The sequence below is a fragment of the Urbifossiella limnaea genome (genome assembly GCF_007747215.1).
GTDB classification, from domain to species: Bacteria; Planctomycetota; Planctomycetia; order Gemmatales; family Gemmataceae; genus Urbifossiella; species Urbifossiella limnaea.
Map to the genome: position 1 here is coordinate 6,700,147 of NZ_CP036273.1, position 15,289 is coordinate 6,715,435.

The window sequence follows — 15,289 nt, forward strand, 5'->3', positions numbered from 1 at the left end:
GCGCCTGGGGGTGTCGCCTCAGGGCTTCCCGGCGGGCGGTTCGTCCCCTCCCTCGGTGTACGCCGTTGGTGTACGATTACCGACGGCCCCCTCGAGCGTTCGGGAGGATTCTTGATCTCCCTCATCACCCGCGGTGATTCGAGCCGGCGTGAATTCCTCACGGCCGGGGGGCTGACGGCACTCGGGCTGACCGCCGGCGACCTGACCCGCCTTCGCGCGGCCGCGCCCGCCGAGCGGCCCCGCGCCACCTCGTGCGTGTTCCTGTTTCTGTTCGGCGGGCCGAGCCAGATCGACCTGTGGGACATGAAGCCGGGTGCGCCGGACACCGTCCGGGGCGAGTTCACCCCGACCCGTACGGCGGTGCCCGGCGTACACGTGTGCGAGCACCTGCCGGGACTGGGGCGGGTGCTCGACAGGGTGTGCCTCGTCCGGTCGATGACTCACCGCATGAACGTCCACGGCCCGGCGTGCAGCGAGGTGTTCAGCGGCCGCCCGTACTTCACGGCCCCGGTCACCGACCAGGCGAGCCGGGAGGATTGGCCCGCTCTCTCGGCGATGGTCACCCGGTACGGCCGAGAGGGCGGCGCCGTCCCGCGGTCGGTGGTCCTGCCGTGGTACCTCCAGTTCCCCGGTCAGCCGAAGCGGATCGCGGGCCAGACCGGCGGCCGAATGGGCGAGCGCCACAACGCCTTCCTGGTGGACGGCGACCTGGGCCGCGCCGACTTCGCGATCGACGGGCTCGACCTCCCGGAGAGTGTGTCGGGCGGCCGACTCCGGGACCGGCGGGCGCTCCTGGACCGGCTGGAACGCGGCTCGGCCGTCCGGCCGCCGTCGGAAGGGTTTGACGGCGACCGGCGGGCGGTGTTCGACCTTCTCGGGAACCGCGCCGGCGCCGCGTTCGACCTCGGTCGCGAACCCGCCCGCGTCCGCGAAGCGTACGGGCGCACGACGGTCGGGCAGAGCCTACTCCTCGCACGGCGGCTGGTCGAGGCGGGGGTGTCGCTCGTCACCGTGAACTGGCAGGACGAGACGAAGGTCGACGGCACGAACACCTGTTGGGACACGCACCAGGACAACTTCGCCAAGCTGAAAACGCTGCTGTGCCCGACCTTCGACCGGGCGTTCCCGGCGTTCGTCGAAGACCTGCACGCCCGCGGGCTGCTCGAAACCACGCTGGTCGTGGCGGTGGGCGAGTTCGGCCGCACCCCGAAGCTCGGCCAGTTCACCCAGAGCAGCAACACCCGCGCAAGCGGGCGGGACCACTGGCCGCACGCGTTCACCGCCCTCCTGGCGGGCGGCGGGGTCGCCGGCGGGCGGGTTCACGGGGCGACGACGCGCGACGCCGGGTACGTGGCCGACGCGCCCGTCACCCCGGCCGACCTCGCGGCAACGATCCTTCGTCACCTCGGCATCGACCCGGCCCGGCGGTACGAAGACGAGTTCCAGCGGCTGCACCACCGCCTGAGCGATGGCGACCCGATCGGCGGGCTGGGGTAGGCGGCACGGCCCAGAGAGGAGGCCGGGGTCACCGCGACTTCGCCCCGATCAACCGGTAAAGGGCCGCGTCGGTGCGGACGATCAGACTGTCCCCGACCCCCGCCGGGGTGGCGTGAATCCGCCCGGCGAGTTGGTTCCGGCCGAGCTCGACGTACTCGTCCGCGGCCCTGAAGATCACGGCCTTCCCGTCGTCGGCGAACGCGTAAACCGAGTCCCCCCGGGCGAGCGGCGACGCGGTGTAACTGCCGGGCAGCCGTTCGGTCCACTTCGGGGTTCCCGTCCGGGCGTCCAGGCAGGTCGCCACTCCCTGGTCCGACACCATGACCAGGCGATCCACCACCACGATCGGGGACGGGACGTTCGGCACGCCCTTCTTGTACCGCCACGCGACGTGGGTGTCGGTCACGTCCCCCCGGCCGTCCGGGCGTATGGCGGTCAACTCGTGGGAGAAGTACCCGCTCGACACGTACACCAGCCCGTGCGCGAACACCGGCCGGGGGACGTTCGAGAAGCCGGTGTAGGCGACCCGCCAGAGCTCCGCGCCGGTGTCCGGGTCGTAGGAGTAGACGCAGTGGGCGCCCGGGATGACCACCTGGTCCCGCCCGCCGACGGTGATGACCAGCGGGGTCGAGAACGCTCGCCGCTCGTTGGGCGCGCGTTTCGCGGCCGCCGGGCGGTCGGTCTTCCAGGCCACGGCTCCGGTGGCCGCGTCCAAGGCGACGACGAACTGGGCGTCCGCCCCGTCGCACGGCAGGATGACCCGGTCCTTGTACGGGACCGGGGAACTCCCCGGGCCGGTCTCGTAGTTCACCTTGAACGCGGCGGTCCGCCAGACCACCTTGCCCGTGGCTGCGTCCACGCACCCGACCCCGTCGCTCCCGAAGGAGGCGATCACCCGGCCGCCGACGACGGCCGGGGTCGGGGACGCCGGCGTGTTCCGGGCGTGGAGCGGAACCAACTCGGCGACCGCGAACACCTCGACGTCGTGCCGGACCGCGCCGGATTGGAGATCCAATCCCACCACGCGTAGGCTGTGCCCCCCGCCGGCGGCGGGAACGGCGGTGGTCACCCACACCTTCCCGCCGGCGATCACGGGCGACGACCACCCCTTGCCCGCGAGTGGGGTCTTCCAGGCGACGTTCTTTCCCTCGCTCCACTCGTGCGGGACGGCCCCGGCGACGTGCCCCTGCCCGTCCGGCCCCCGGAACTGCGGCCACGGTGACCGGTCTTGGCCCGGCCCGGCGGACGCAACCACGCCGGCGGCCACCGCCGCCCCGACGAGCGGTATCAGATACGACCTCATCGCGGGCCTTTCCGACGGGCGCCGGCTCGGGGGAACGAAACGCGGGTTCCGATGGCAGGATTTGAACTGTCCCACGTCGCGCGGTTACCGTCAAGCCGCATCCCGACTGGAGTTCACCCACTGTCGGTGGGCAACGTGGGGTGTGGGTGAAGCCGTGCACGGAGCAGGGTGGCGACCCAGTTGAACCGGTAGGTCACCGGCTTCCGCAACCGCCACGGGTGGTTCATCCGGACGGCTCGGAACCGGTCGAACGACGCCTCACCCCACAGATTCAGCCACCAGAACGCCCACGCCACCAGCCACAGCAACCGCCGGTCTGGTTAGCGTGGCTGGCCATGGGGGCGGTCGTCGCCGCGCTGCGGGCGTGGGCGGTCGTCGAGGCCATGAATGTGATGGGGCCAGAGACAGTGGACTTCGCCGTGGCGCTCGTCATGACCGCCATTTTCGCGTCGGTCCATCTCCAGCGGCTTGCGCGGGTGGTGGGTGAGCACGAACGCTGTGCAGCGGTACGGCGGGGTGTCGCCCCCCTTCAATGATTCGTCCTGCCACGCACCGCGGACCGGGCCGAACATGTTCCGCCCCAGCAGCCACGCCCCGACGTTGTCGAAGCCCCTGGCGACCAACCGGTCATGCACGCCGGTGTCACCCCCGTCCTGGCGGAACATTTGCCGGAACGAACGGGTGGTAAACGCCCACCCGTGGAGGGCCGTGCCACCCACCCCGAGCGGGTTCTCCAGGCTCAGGTTGGCCCTCGCGCCGAACCCGTCAACCGAGATGGTGAAGCTCTCGACCCGCACACGCGACATGGGATCGACCCTCCCTGCAACTCGGCTCAGTCCGACGGGAGCATCCGGGGGTTACCCCAGGTCGTGGGCAACGACGACGATGTCGTTGGGCTTGCGTGCGGGTTGGGCCGCGGCGGCCTCGGCGGTCGTGGCAACGAGCGCGAGTGGGAGGAGATTACGGACCACGTGCGGGCTCCGGAAAGTGCGGTTGATGTGCGCCGGAACCGCGCGCACCGCCAGCGCGCAATCCCTCACGACACGAAGCCTACCCCGTCGCCGCCGTGTGCGGCCGAGACAACAGGAGTAGTTAGCCGTTGACCGAAACCGCGGACCGGTGCACACTGAAACTCGTACCGCCAGCCGCCGATTTCGGGAGCGATGTGCGGGCCGCCCGCCCCCTTCCCCGACTCGTCCACAGCGCCCCCTGGCCGGACACGTGGTTGCCATGCGACGACTCATCCCCTCCGGAATCGCCCTGGCCCTCGTGGCGGTGGTCGCGCCGGCCGCCGCCGCCGACCCGGACCCGACGACGGTCACCCGGCTGATCGACGGCGCGGTGACGAAGCGGCTCGGCGCCGAAAAGCTGACCGCCTCGCCGGCCGCGTCCGACGCCGAGTTCCTGCGGCGCGTGTCGCTCGACATCGCGGGCACGATCCCGTCCCCGGACCGCGTCGCGGCCTTCCTCGCCAGCCCCGACCCCGACAAGCGCCGCAAACTCATCGACGAGCTGCTCGACTCGCCCGGCTACGCCCGCCGGATGACCGACATCTGGTCGGGGCTGCTCATCCCGAACACGGCCGCCGCCGCCCGGCAGAAGCACGACCCGATGGCGACGTGGCTGCAGACCCGGTTCGCGGCGAACGTGCGGCTCGACGCGCTCGCCCGCGGCGTGCTCACCGCCGGCGGCTTGCAAGACGAGAACGGGGCCGTCACCTTCTACCTCACGCACGAGTCGGTGGACGAGATCACCGACCGCGTCAGCCGCGTGTTCCTCGGCGTGCAGATCCAGTGCGCCCAGTGCCACAAGCACCCGTTCGGCGACTGGACCCAGGCCGAGTACTGGGGCATGGCCGCGTTCTTCACGAAGGTCAAGTCGGTCTACGTGCGGGAGGGGGCCGTCCAGAAGTACGGCGCCCGCGAGGAAGTGACCGCGACGAAGGCGAAGGCGTTGCTCATGGTCCCGCCGTCGGCGAAGGCGGCCGCGCCGACGTTCCTCCGCGGGGCGAAGGCGGCCGTGCCGGCCGACGGGCCGTACCTGCCGGCCCTGGCGGACTGGGTCGCGTCGCCGGACAACCCGTACTTCGCCCGCGCCGGTGTGAACCGCGTGTGGTACCAGTTCTTCGGCCGCGGGCTCGTCACCCCGGTCGACGACATGACCGACGACAACGCGCCGTCGCACCCCGAGTTGCTGGCCGCGCTCGCGAAGGAGTTCGCGGGCAGCGGGTTCGACCTGAAGCACCTCGTCCGCGGCATTTGCAACAGCGCGACGTACCAGCGTACGAGTAAGCCCGCGGCGGGGAACGCGGCCGACATGACGCTCTACAGCCACGCCGCCGTCCGCGTGATGACGCCGTTCCAGCTCAACGACTCGCTGGAGTCGGTGTTCGCACTCGCCGACAACGAGAAGACGCCCCCCCCGACCGACGCGACGCGGAAGACGAAGGCCGGCGAGCGCGGCCGGTTCGTGGCGTTCTTCCGCGGCGAGGACGACCCCGACCCGACCGAGTTCCAGGCCGGCATCCCGCAGGCGCTCTACCTGATGAACTCCGGCCACCACTACCGGATCGCGAAGGCCGCGAACGAGGTCGTGGCGCGACTGAAGACATCGGAGGCGGTTGTCGAGCGGCTGTTCCTGGCGACGCTCTCGCGCCCGCCGACCGCGGCTGAGATGGGCGCGATGACCTCGCACGTCGCCCGCGCGACCGACAAGCGCACGGCGTACCACGACATCCTCTGGGCGCTCGTCAACAGCACCGAGTTCATCAGCAATCACTGATCTCCGAGGCTACGATGCCGTCATTCCGCACTCCCGTGAGCCGTCGCGCCGCGCTGCGCCTCGCGCTCGCCGGCGGGTCGCTCACGGGCTGGCTGCCGGTGCTCGCGGCGCGGCCGGCGGCGGCGACCGCCCGCGCCCGGGCGTGCATCGTCCTGTGGATGGACGGCGGGCCGCCGCACACCGACACGTTCGACATGAAGCCGGACGTGGCGGAGTGCGGCGTCTACAAGGACATCCCGACCGCCGTCCCCGGCATCCGCGTCAGCGAACTGCTGCCGAAGTTCGCGGGGCAGATGACCCACGCCGCGGTCGTCCGCGGGATGAGCACGGTCGAGAACGAGCACCTCCGCGCCCGCGTCCACCTGCGGACCGGGTACCGGTCGGGCCAGGGCGGGCTCACGTACCCGAGCCTCGGGTCGATCGCGTCCGAGTCGATCGGCGAGCCGGACTTCCCGGTCCCGAGCTACGTCGCGGTCGCCGACGTGCGCGACCGGAGCCACGGCCCCGGGTTCCTCGGCCCGCGGCACCAGCCGCTGTTCGTCCAGGATCCGAAGCGCGGGGTCGAGAACCTGCGGGCGATGGTGCCGCCGCCGGCCGTGGACGGGCGGCTCGGCCTGCTCGACGAACTCGAGCGCGGGTTCGCCGGCGAGTACCAGGTACCGTTGAGTCATACGCACCGCAGCGTCTACGAGCGTGCCGTCCGGCTGATGCGGACCGAGAAGGCGCGGGCGTTCGACCTCACGCTGGAACCGCTCAAGACCCGGGCAGCGTACGGCGAGAGTTCGTTCGGCCAGGGGTGCCTCCTCGCGCGGCGGCTGGTGGAGACCGGCGTGAAGTACGTCGAGGTCGGGCTCGGCGGGTGGGACACGCACTTCGAGAATAACGAGGCCGTGAAGCGCCTGTGCGGTACGCTTGACCAGTCGATGACGACCCTCGTTACCGACCTGAAACTCCGCGGGATGCTCGACAGCACGCTGGTGATCTGGATGGGCGAATTCGGCCGCACGCCGACGTTCAAGGGGAAGGGCCGCGACCACTACGCGCGGGCGTGGTCCACGGTGTTCATGGGCGGCGGGGTGAGGGGCGGGCGCGTGATCGGCCGGACCGACGCGTCCGGGGCGACGGTCGCCGACCGGCCGGTGAGCGCCGCCGACTTCTTCGCCACCGTCTGCGAGTTGCTCGGCATCGACTACGAGACCGATCGCGACACCCCCGGCGGCCGCCCGCTCCCGCGGGTGGAGAAGAGCGGGAAGCCGGTCCGGGAACTGTGGACGTGAGACCCCGTTACCGGACCGGCGTCGGCAGCCGCGCGCCCGTGTCGCGGAGCCACCTCCCGAGCTGCGCGTCGAGCGCCGCGGCCACGTCCGGCCGCTCCCCCGACAGGTTTCGCGCCTCGCCGATGTCGTTCGACAGGTCGAACAGCTCGACCGAGTTGTCGTCGTAGCGGCGGATCAGCTTGTACGGCCCGGAGCGGACGGCGCCGCCCGGGCGGTTCCCTTTGTGCCAGGCGAAGTGGGGGTAGTGGAAGAACAGGGCGCCGCGGTCCGGCTTCTTCCCCTGCAGCGTCGGTCGCAACGACACGCCGTCGATCACCTCACTCGCGCCCGGCCGCACGCCCGCCGCGTCGAGGATCGTGGCGGACAGGTCCGTGCTCACCACCGGCGTGTCGTCGGTGCCGCCGGCCGCGGCGACGCCCGGCCAGCGGACGACGAGCGGCACCCGCAGCCCGCCTTCGTACAGGTCGCCCTTGCCCGATCGCAACGGGCGGTTGTCGGTCGCCCCCTCCCACCCGCCGTTGTCGCTGGTGAAGATCACGAGGGTGTCGCGGCCGATCCCCAGCCGGTCGATCTCGTCGAGCACCCGGCCGACCGCCCGGTCGGTCGCCTCGACCTGGGCGCCGTACACCGGGTTCTTCAGCCCCGGCCCCTCGCGGCCCCGGCAGCGTGCCACCAACTCCGCCGGCGCCTCGAACGGGTAGTGGACGTTGTAGGTCCAGAAGCAGACGAACATCGGCTTCGCGCGGTTCCCGCGCAGGAACGCGATCGTCTCGTCCGCGAGCCGGTCGGTCAGATACTCGCCCGCTTTCCGCGGGCGGATCGCGGGGATGCGGTACGGGTCGAAGTACGTCGGCGGCCCGCCGAGCCCGCACCCGCCGACGTTCACGTCGAACCCCTGGTGCTCCGGCCAGAAGGCCGGGCCGCCGGCGGCCGGGTCGGTCGGGTCGAGGTCGCCCGACAGGTGCCACTTGCCGAAGAAGCCGGTCGCGTACCCGGCCGCCCGGAGGCGCTCGGCGATGGTGACGGTCGCGAGCGGCAGCACGTGTGCGGCGGGCGGCGGTTGAACTTTCCGGTTCTGGGGCCAGAATTGCGGGCCGTCCTTCCCGTGCTGGGTGATGCCGAGCCGCGCCGGCGTCTGCCCGGTGATGAGGGCCGCGCGGGTCGGCGAGCATACCGGCGACGCCGCGTACGCGTTCGTGAACCGCACCCCCTGCTTGGCCAGCGCGTCGATGCGGGGCGTGTGGAGGCGGGTGTTCCCCTGGCACGCGAGGTCCATCCACCCCAGGTCGTCGACGACGACGACGAGCACGTGCGGGGGCGCGGCCCGGGCGGCCCCCGCCGCGGGGAAGGCGATCAGGGCGAGTACGGCCAGAGCCCGACCGACCCGGACGACGTGGTTCATGGCGGTTCCTGATCGGGTCCGAGAAGTCCGTCGCGTCGCCAGTTCGTGGGCGGGCGGGCCGCTACTCCACGACCAGTTCGCCGTTCATCACCATCCAGTGCCCCGGGAAGGAGCACAGGAAAGGATACCGGCCCGGTGCCGCCGGCGCGCGGAAGTGAATGTCGGTGCTCCCCAGCGGAGGCACCACGTCGGTATACGCGAGCACGTCGGCCGACTTCGGCACGTAGTTCCGCGCCACCGCGTCCGGGTCGGCGATCAGCCGGTTCGCCAGTTCGCCGACCGTCTTCAACGTACCCGGCTTCACCAGCACCCAGTTGTGCGGCACCACGTCCGGGTTGCGGAACGTCAGCTTCACCGCCTCGCCGGCTTTCAAGCGGACGAGCGGCGTCGCGAAGGTCAGATTCTTCCCCGCCTCGACGCGCACGTTGCGGGCGTTCGGGATCGGCGCGCGCCACGGGTTCGGCTCCCGTTTCCCGGCGGCGGCGAGGTCGGCCAGGATCGGGTGCGCCGCGACGGGCCGGTCCGACTCGCGGTAGTTCGGCAGGTCGCGGAACGGCTCGCCGAGCTTGTGGACCGTCACGAACAAGTCGCACGTCCGGTCCGCCGCGACGCCGACGTTCAGGTGTAACTGGCTGACCGGCTGCAGGTCGGGCATCTCCAGGAAGAGCGTGTGGCCGCCGGGGAGGAGGCGGGCGGAGGCGATCGGAACGGGGTCGTGGCCCGGCACGCCGTAGTGGCTCGGCGAGAACTCGCGCGACCCGTAGCCCGGGCCGTAGCGGTAGTTCCAACACTGGGCGAAGTGGCGGTCGGCGCGCTCGACGACCGCCCGGTCCAGAGGTTGCGTGAACTCGACGAGCACGCCGTTGCGGTGGACGTGGAACCGGCGCGGCAGCTGGACCGGGTCGCCGGTGTACCGGACGCGCTGGAAGCAGCCGTCGGCGGCCGAGTAGGAGGCCCAGCCGGACATGCCGGTGACGTACAACTGCCCGTCGGTCGGGTGGAACCGCCCGCGGTGGACGCCCGAGCGGAAGTCGCCGGGGAGCGGCACGACCGCGCCCTGTGGCTGCCCGTCGACCTCGTCGCGGAGCAGCAGGAAGTGGCTGGCCGTGCCGAACGACAGGTGGACGCGCTGGCCCTGGACCGGCCCCCACTTGCGGCCGGCGACGAATACCTGTCCGCCGCTCGAGTTGTCGAGCCCGCGCGGCAGGTACGCCAGCGGCAGCGCCGGCGGCTTCCCCCCGCGTGGCCCGCCGTAGCCGAAGTGCGGCGGGACCTTCGCGCCCGGCGGCACTTCGCAGACCATCGACGCCGGCGTCCACTCCCCCTCGGAGCACGGCACCGTGATGGTGCCGCCCGGCACGAGGCCGAGGCCGTCCGGGTTGCGGAAGCCGGTGGCGAGCACCTCGACGCGCTTGCCGTCCGGCGAGACGCGCAGCAGCCCCTGGTTGCCCGAGGCGGTGTAGAAGTTCCCGGCGGCGTCGCGCTCGAGCCCGCAGATGTAGTCGTGCCCGGCCGGCGAGGTGACGTAGGCGTTCGAGAAGCACTCGTAGAAGTCGGCCTCGCCGTCGGCGTTGCGGTCGTGGAGGCGCGTGATCTGGTCACGCCCGAGGACGTACACGGACCCGTCCCCGACCACCAGGCCGAGGGCGTGGTGCAGCCCCGCCGCGACGCGCCGCCAGCGCACGTTCGCGAGCGCGTCGTCGAGCCCGTCTACCCGCCACACGTCGCCCTGCATCGTACAGACCGCGGCGGACCCGTCGGGGAAGAAGTCGTGCCCGCCGAAGTGCATCAGGGCGTTCCAGGGGTTCTGGAACGGCGGCGGGATCGTGTCCACGGCGTACGGCCGGCCGGTGCCGCGCTCGCCCGCGGCGGCGAGCACCTGGGGCCATTGTGGTCGGCCGCCGCGGGTGAGGTGGGCCAGCGGGTGCCGGTCGGCGGGGGCGACCACACGCACGAACTTGCCATCCTCCACCCACGGGGCGTCGAGCATTTCGACGCCGCCGAGGCGGTAGGCGAAGATCGTGCGGGTGCCGTGGCGGTAGAACCCGCGGTACGCGACCGGCTGCGTCACCTTCGTGCGCTCCGGCGGCGGGAGGACGTGCCCCACGGGCTTGAGCCCGTCGAGGAAGCCGGCGCGGAACTCGCTCGTCTGGACGAACCCGCCCGTCCACACGGCCTCGTACTGGAGCGTGTCCGGGTTGAAGCACGCGGCCAGCTCGCCGTCCTCCCCGAGTCGCACGCACACCCCGCGCGGGACGACCAGGGGGCCCGACCGGAAGACGCCGCACTGGAGTGAGCCGAGGTCGGTCTTGTTCCACCGGCCGTTCTTCCAGGTGGTGTCGTTCTGGTTCCCCCAGTGGCCGAACCCGCCGCCGTCGATCCCGGGCCACTCGGGGAGGAGCAGCGGCAGCGGCCGCCGGCCGCGGAAGTGGTTCGCCTCGCGGGTGTAGAAGTCGTACACCCGGTCGCGGTTCACCGGGTGCGCCCGGTTCGGCCACTCGTCCGGCCGCAGCGGCGCGCGCGGGTAGTCGAACTTCACCGGCTCGTGGGACAGGGCTTCGAGCCCATCGGCCTTCCCGAGGTCCAGGAGGTAGCGGACGAGGTCGCGGCGCTGGTCCGGTGTCATCCCCGCGGTCAACCCTGCGGGCATGAGCGAGCCGACATCGCGCCGCGTCTCGATGTCCGCCTTCGGGACGCGGTGGGCCTTGCCGGCGGCATCCGTGAGCACGAGTTCCGCCTTCGTCTCCTCCTTCACGACGCCCTGGAGGGCGCGCCCGTTGGCGTCCACGACGGCGACGGCCTTGAACGCGGGGTGGACCGTCCGGCTCGGCCAGAACACCGCCTCCACGACCGCCTCGGGCGGGATACAGTTCCCGACCTTCGAGAGGTCCGGTCCGACCTCACCGCCCCGCCCGCCGACCTTGTGGCAGGAACCGCATGCCGATGTGGCCGCGGCGAAGACGCCGGCCCCCCGCCGGGCGTCGCCGCGCGCCCGCGCATCGGCCGCCAGTTCTCGAACCAGCGTGTCGGAGTAGGCGGGCGTCCCGTCCGGCCCGAACGCCAGCCGGAACGGGTCGCGTTGCGGGGGTGGAGTGTCCGGTCCGGGTGCGACCACGGCCAGTCCGAGCAGCAAGTTCGCGAGCGGAACCCACCGGGGCATGACACGATTCCCTGTGCGAGGCCGAACATCCGAGCCCGCCGCCCGGGCCAGACGCATCGACGATCGCCCCGCCTGCTTAAGCTCCGAGGCGTTCAAGTCTACTACCACAGCCCTACCGCGGGAGGGCTCCGATTGCCCCATCTCCGTGGCATTCCTCGCACGCCATCACTCGCCTTGCAACGGCCGATCGTGCCGCGGCCTGCTGAAGCGTAGGATTCGCCCCAGCCGGCGACCGCTGCGACAGCAAGTGCCGGGTGCACACGTGCTTCACCACGGCGATGGCCGCGGGGGCGAACCGCCGCGCCTCGGCCAGCCCGCCCCGGCGCCCCCACCCGCCTCTCGCCAGTACCACGACACCGGCGGCGACCTCACGGCTTGCCGACCGAACCCGCCCCAGGGCTTATCTCCCGGTGGACCGCCCAAGCAGCCTCCTGCATCCGCCGCGCGAGCGCCGGGGGGACGGTGTCCTCGCCCTCCTTCTGCACCCGGGCCGTCAGCCCGACCGGGGTGAGACCGGTCAAGGCGGCATACAACGTGCATGCGTACAAGTAGGACCCGGCCTTCCCGGGGTGAGCCTTGTCCGGGTCGTACAGGGCCAGCCGCTCGTCCGCGGTCGGCTCGGCCCCCCAGTACGTCAGCCACGCCTTCCCGGCCGCGGCGAGCGGCACCTTCAGGTCCGCGGCCGCCTTCGCCTGCGGGTCGTGTAGGTCGCGGAACCCCTGCGGGTAGCGGGAGCTGACGGACGCGGTGGCGAGCAGGACCGCCTTCCCGCCGTACTGCCGCACGAGGGCGGTGAACAGCCGGGCGTGCTTCTCGAAGCTGTCGGGCTGAATTGTGTAGATGTCCTGGAGGACGACGAAGTCCCACTTCCCCTCCGCGATCCGCGCCCGGGCGGTCCCCTTGCCGTCACCCTTGTTCCAGTGGGACTCCAGGCTGGCCCCGCCGGCGACGGCCCGGTCGGCCGTGACGCGGGGGCGGTCGGCCGGGGCGGACGCGGCCAATAGCTCGACCATCCGCGGCAGGTCGTTGTAGTACACCTGGCTGTTCCCCACGAACAACACCCGGAGCGGCCGCGGCGGGGCCTTCTCCTGGGCGGCGGCCGGCAGGGCGGTCAGGACGGCGGCGAGCAGCGCGGTCGCGGTGCGGGTCACGGCGGTACTCCGGGGAACCGCCCATTCTCCCACGTCCGGGCTGCCCGGTCGAGTGCGTCGGAGAGGCGTGGTGGTATACTCGCCCCGCCGCGACCGAGCTCCGGAGCCGCCGATGGACCGCCGCCGCTTTCTCTCCGCGATTCCCGCCCTTCCCACGGCCGCGGCCGCGGCCGCCCAGCCGCCGGCGGCCCCGCCCGCCGACCCGCCCCGCGTCCTGTCACCGACCGGGGCCGACCTCGGCACCCTCGCCGCCGAACTCGAACGGGTCGCCGCCGCCACCCGATACAGCCTGCGCTTCCCGAACCCGCGGTTCCCCGCCTTCGCCGAGTACCGCACCGCCGCGCGGGCCGCGGTCCTCGACGCGCTCGGCTACTTCCCGGACAAGGTCGAGCCCCGGCCGGAGGTCACCGACCGCGTGGACCGCAGGGACCACGTCCGGGAGCGGGTGCTGTTCAACACGTCGCCGGCGTCGCGCGTGCCGGCCTACGTCCTCGTCCCGAAGGGGCTGAAGGGGCCGGCTCCCGCGGTCATCGACCTCCACTCCCACGGCGGGATGTTCCTCTTCGGCAAGGAGAAGGTCATCGACCTGGGGCCGAACCACCCGGCGATGACGGAGTATCACCGCACCAACTACGACGGGCGGCCGACCGCGACGGAACTGGTACGCCGGGGGTACGTGGTGGTGACCATCGACGCGCTGATGTTCGGCGAGCGGCGGGTGGTGGTGGACGCGGACGCGGCCGCCGGGTGGGACCGCTCCCAGTATACCCCCGACGACGTGCGGCGGTTGAACGCGGTGTGCCGCGGGAAGGAATCGACGGTGGTGAAAGGGCTGACCCTCGCCGGCGCGACGTGGCCCGGGGTGGTCGCGTGGGACGACATGCGGACGGTCGATTACGTCGCCACCCGGCCGGACGTGGACCCGAAGCGGATCGGCTGCCTGGGCATCTCGATGGGCGGGTATCGGGCCGCCTACCTGACCGCCCTCGACGACCGCATCACGGCCGGGTGCGTGGTCGGGTTCATGTCGGCCGTCCCGCCGATGCGGAAGGCGCACCTGGACACCCACTCGTTCGTCCACTTCCTCCCGGGCCTCCACCGGCTGATGGACTTCCCCGACCTGGCCGCGCTCGCCGCCCCGCGGGCGCTGCTCGTCCAGCAGTGTCGGCAGGACCGCCTCTTCCCGCCCGAGGGGATGACGGCCGCCGTGGACCGGATCGCCGAGGTGTACCGCGCGGCCGGGAGTGCGCGGCAGTTCGAGCGGCGGTTCTTCGACGAGCCACACCGCTTCACCCGGGCGATGCAGGACGACGCGTTTACCTGGCTCGACCGACACCTCAAGGCGTAAACCCCTCACCGGCCGCGGTCCGCGTCCCCCTTCGGCAGCCGGCCGATCACGGCGGTCAGCGCCTTCACAGTGTCGTCGTAGGTGGTCGCGTGGCCGCCGTCGGGGCGGAAGAACTCCGAGAGGTCGGTTCCCGAGAGCGGCGGGATCTTGCCGACGACGTGCTCGGGCTCCCGACGGGTCGCCTCGTCCCACACCAGCCGCAGGGTGCCGGCCCGCACCGCCGACAGTACGCGGGCGGCGTCGCTGCCCGGGTTGAACCCGGCCGCGACGAACAGGTTCGTGTCCACGACGACGGACGACCCAGGTGGCACCGGCATCTCCGATGCTGACCGCGGAGGCGAGGTACATTCCTCTCCCGTCCCGCGACCATCAGTCGGCTACAACGGGCTGGGGCGCGGCCCCACCGGCATCGGTTCTGTGGCCCGTGACTGTGCGGTTGGGGTCACGGGAGCGTGCATTTGCCGTCGTGCAGAGGAAGGAGGCGAAGAGGGTGGAAACGAAACCGCCCCGGATCAACCGGGGCGGGGGTTTGGTGCAGAGTTTGGTGCACTCGGCACGTGCACCTTTCTAAATCCCTTGCTTTTCTAGTATGCCCGACAGGAGTTGAACCTGTAACCTTCGGCTCCGGAGGCGGAAGGGACAACGCCGAAATCGCCACGCTTCCAAGCAATTCCGCCACTACCTCCGCGCCCGGAGCAGCACCGGGAGCAGCAGCCGACCCAGAGTTGGCGGCACTCGTCGCGGCGTGGCCGAACCTCCCCGGTCACATCCGCGCCGCGATCCGGGCGCTGGTCGGTGCAGCAACGAAGGGGTGAACGGCTGGCTGGGTGGGAACATATCCACCATGTCCACCATCGCCACCGGCAGCGGGCTATCGCTCCACTGCGGCCCCCCACCCCCCTTTGCGGGTCCTTCCATAGGGGGGTGGTCTCTTGCTACCGCACCCGGAATAGTCGGGCTCCGGGACACACTTTACTTCGTCACCCTCACGCCGCGGGAGACCGCTCATGCCGACGTATTCCGACCGCGCCCGCGCCACCGTCGAGGGTCGCCGTCGGGAAGTGTTCCGCGCCTGGCTGGCGGCACTCCCGGCGGGAGGGTGGTCCGGCACGGCCGGCGATCTGTCCGACAAGTTGACTGCGTTCCTGGCCGGGCACCCGCCGCGGTTCGGGACGAGCTTCCCGACCGGCGCGGGCGTGTCGCCGTGGCTACGCGGTGTCGCGGACGAGATCGGCGCCGCGGGCCGGCAGTTGCGGTTCACCCGCACCAAGCGCGAACGGCTCATCACGATCGGCCCCCGCGGCTGATGATGCTGAGAAATGCTGAGCGAGTCGGCGTCCTCAACCGGTCGGGCAAGCGCCGTCTCGCGC

11 protein-coding genes are annotated in these 15,289 nt (G+C 71.8%); 5 read left to right on the plus strand and 6 right to left on the minus strand.

Annotated elements, in window-relative coordinates:
• The first annotated feature begins 111 nt into the window (after positions 1-111).
• A complete protein-coding gene (locus ETAA1_RS27240; RefSeq protein WP_202920444.1) occupies positions 112-1,497 on the plus strand; it encodes a DUF1501 domain-containing protein in 1,386 nt (461 codons plus the stop codon).
• Positions 1,498-1,525: 28 nt separating this feature from the next.
• Here the strand turns inward: ETAA1_RS27240 and ETAA1_RS27245 are convergent, their stop codons facing one another.
• Together ETAA1_RS27245 and ETAA1_RS27250 are read right to left on the minus strand one after the other, a co-directional pair.
• A complete protein-coding gene (locus ETAA1_RS27245; RefSeq protein WP_145243788.1) occupies positions 1,526-2,800 on the minus strand; it encodes an outer membrane protein assembly factor BamB family protein in 1,275 nt (424 codons plus the stop codon).
• Between the two features lie 320 nt (positions 2,801-3,120).
• Positions 3,121-3,606 carry a hypothetical protein gene (locus ETAA1_RS27250; protein WP_145243789.1) on the minus strand — a complete coding sequence of 162 codons (486 nt, stop codon included), beginning with the start codon at positions 3,604-3,606 and terminating at the stop codon, positions 3,121-3,123.
• A 424-nt stretch (positions 3,607-4,030) separates the two neighbouring features.
• Between ETAA1_RS27250 and ETAA1_RS27255 the strand changes: the two genes are divergently transcribed.
• On the plus strand, positions 4,031-5,581 hold the full coding sequence (locus ETAA1_RS27255) for a DUF1549 and DUF1553 domain-containing protein (protein WP_145243790.1): 1,551 nt from the start codon (positions 4,031-4,033) through the stop codon (positions 5,579-5,581).
• 14 nt (positions 5,582-5,595) lie between these two features.
• Complete coding sequence (locus ETAA1_RS27260; protein WP_145243791.1) at positions 5,596-6,858, plus strand: DUF1501 domain-containing protein; 1,263 nt, start codon at positions 5,596-5,598, stop codon at positions 6,856-6,858.
• A gap of 7 nt (positions 6,859-6,865) precedes the next feature.
• Here ETAA1_RS27260 and ETAA1_RS27265 read toward each other — a convergent pair whose 3' ends face one another.
• The 3 genes from ETAA1_RS27265 to ETAA1_RS27275 form a co-directional block, all read right to left on the minus strand.
• Positions 6,866-8,260: a sulfatase gene (locus ETAA1_RS27265; protein ID WP_145243792.1), complete on the minus strand. Its 1,395-nt coding sequence runs from the start codon at positions 8,258-8,260 to the stop codon at positions 6,866-6,868.
• A 61-nt stretch (positions 8,261-8,321) separates the two neighbouring features.
• Positions 8,322-11,420: a DUF6797 domain-containing protein gene (locus tag ETAA1_RS27270; protein ID WP_202920445.1), complete on the minus strand. Its 3,099-nt coding sequence runs from the start codon at positions 11,418-11,420 to the stop codon at positions 8,322-8,324.
• Positions 11,421-11,788: 368 nt separating this feature from the next.
• Positions 11,789-12,571: an SGNH/GDSL hydrolase family protein gene (locus ETAA1_RS27275; protein ID WP_145243794.1), complete on the minus strand. Its 783-nt coding sequence runs from the start codon at positions 12,569-12,571 to the stop codon at positions 11,789-11,791.
• Positions 12,572-12,683: 112 nt separating this feature from the next.
• Here ETAA1_RS27275 and ETAA1_RS27280 point away from each other — a divergent pair, with 112 nt between their 5' ends.
• The gene (locus ETAA1_RS27280) at positions 12,684-13,919 is read left to right on the plus strand and encodes a dienelactone hydrolase family protein (protein ID WP_145243795.1); all 1,236 of its coding nucleotides are present in this window, start codon (positions 12,684-12,686) and stop codon (positions 13,917-13,919) included.
• A gap of 5 nt (positions 13,920-13,924) precedes the next feature.
• Here the strand turns inward: ETAA1_RS27280 and ETAA1_RS27285 are convergent, their stop codons facing one another.
• On the minus strand, positions 13,925-14,230 hold the full coding sequence (locus ETAA1_RS27285; RefSeq protein ID WP_145243796.1) for a PIN domain-containing protein: 306 nt from the start codon (positions 14,228-14,230) through the stop codon (positions 13,925-13,927).
• A 696-nt stretch (positions 14,231-14,926) separates the two neighbouring features.
• Between ETAA1_RS27285 and ETAA1_RS27290 the strand changes: the two genes are divergently transcribed.
• Positions 14,927-15,226, plus strand: a complete 300-nt coding sequence (locus ETAA1_RS27290; RefSeq protein ID WP_145243797.1) for a hypothetical protein — start codon at positions 14,927-14,929, stop codon at positions 15,224-15,226.
• Positions 15,227-15,289: the final 63 nt, after the last annotated feature.

Coding starts and splice junctions, on each gene's coding strand:
- ETAA1_RS27245 (WP_145243788.1), bottom strand. CDS start 2,800: ATGAGGTCGTATCTGATACCGCTCGTCGGGGCGGCGGTGGCCGCCGGC.
- ETAA1_RS27250 (WP_145243789.1), bottom strand. CDS start 3,606: ATGTCGCGTGTGCGGGTCGAGAGCTTCACCATCTCGGTTGACGGGTTC.
- ETAA1_RS27255 (WP_145243790.1), top strand. CDS start 4,031: ATGCGACGACTCATCCCCTCCGGAATCGCCCTGGCCCTCGTGGCGGTG.
- ETAA1_RS27260 (WP_145243791.1), top strand. CDS start 5,596: ATGCCGTCATTCCGCACTCCCGTGAGCCGTCGCGCCGCGCTGCGCCTC.
- ETAA1_RS27265 (WP_145243792.1), bottom strand. CDS start 8,260: ATGAACCACGTCGTCCGGGTCGGTCGGGCTCTGGCCGTACTCGCCCTG.
- ETAA1_RS27270 (WP_202920445.1), bottom strand. CDS start 11,420: ATGCCCCGGTGGGTTCCGCTCGCGAACTTGCTGCTCGGACTGGCCGTG.
- ETAA1_RS27280 (WP_145243795.1), top strand. CDS start 12,684: ATGGACCGCCGCCGCTTTCTCTCCGCGATTCCCGCCCTTCCCACGGCC.
- ETAA1_RS27290 (WP_145243797.1), top strand. CDS start 14,927: ATGCCGACGTATTCCGACCGCGCCCGCGCCACCGTCGAGGGTCGCCGT.